General features: G+C 48.4%; 2 protein-coding genes. Both read right to left on the bottom strand.

Translation table 11 applies throughout. The features are described from left to right. Nucleotides 1-66 precede the first annotated feature (66 nt). Complete coding sequence (locus K7H09_RS24340) at nucleotides 67-306, bottom strand: DUF2442 domain-containing protein (RefSeq protein WP_022524100.1); 240 nt, start codon at nucleotides 304-306, stop codon at nucleotides 67-69. After that, nucleotides 287-439, bottom strand: a complete 153-nt coding sequence (locus K7H09_RS24690) for a DUF4160 domain-containing protein (protein ID WP_350340067.1) — start codon at nucleotides 437-439, stop codon at nucleotides 287-289. The genes K7H09_RS24340 and K7H09_RS24690 overlap by 20 nt, the downstream gene beginning before the upstream one ends. Nucleotides 440-684 lie beyond the last annotated feature (245 nt).

Below are 684 nucleotides of genomic sequence, written 5' to 3'. Positions count from 1 at the left end.
GGCGGCGGAACGACGCCCGGTGGCACCCAACCTTCCTACATGGGCCAACCCCGGCACCGCCGCGCTCTACGCTACCTTTTGAGAGTGAGTTTCCAGCATTGCAGCAATGCTCAAGTGGTAATCAATATCCGGCCATTCAATACCGGTGGCGTCACAAATAAACAGGTAATGCCGCAAGACCTTCACAGAGGCCTGCTCAAGTTCTGGATACCAGCTCATAGGCGTTGAAATGCGCCGCCCATCACTCAATTCGACATGAAGATAATGGTCGTCAAAATGGACTTCTTTACCTGATAAACCAGTCATTCCACACCTCCAAAAATTCCTGTCTATGCAAACTTACTAGCTCAAGACACTCCTTGAGCTCTTGCTTCTTTAGTGACGAATAAATTACCACACTCGTCTCAGTCTCAATTTTAGCCCAGCCTCCTGCCTTCATCACATGCACATGTGGCGGAGGATGTTCATTTGCATAGAAAAAGAATTTGAAACCTTTTTCATTAAGTAGAGTTGGCACTTCATTATCTCTTGCAGTGATGCTAGAAGCATACCAACCCCCTTGCACATCGTCACTTATAAGCGTAAGCGAATACGGCTCTCCAACACATTCACAGCCAACTACATTATTGCTTCAACATCACCATCTCACCAACCCCGGCACCGCTTCGCGATGCATCCGCGGGT

Source organism: Halomonas sp. IOP_14, from assembly GCF_021021315.1.
In the GTDB taxonomy this organism is placed as follows: domain Bacteria; phylum Pseudomonadota; class Gammaproteobacteria; order Pseudomonadales; family Halomonadaceae; genus Vreelandella; species Vreelandella titanicae.
Note: the sequence above shows the minus strand (reverse complement) of the source record. Positions and strands in the feature narration are given on the sequence as shown.

Excerpts from the sequence above, each read along its gene's own strand:
- K7H09_RS24690 (WP_350340067.1), bottom strand. The coding sequence starts at position 439 with ATGAAGGCAGGAGGCTGGGCTAAAATTGAGACTGAGACGAGTGTGGTA.
- K7H09_RS24340 (WP_022524100.1), bottom strand. The coding sequence starts at position 306 with ATGACTGGTTTATCAGGTAAAGAAGTCCATTTTGACGACCATTATCTT.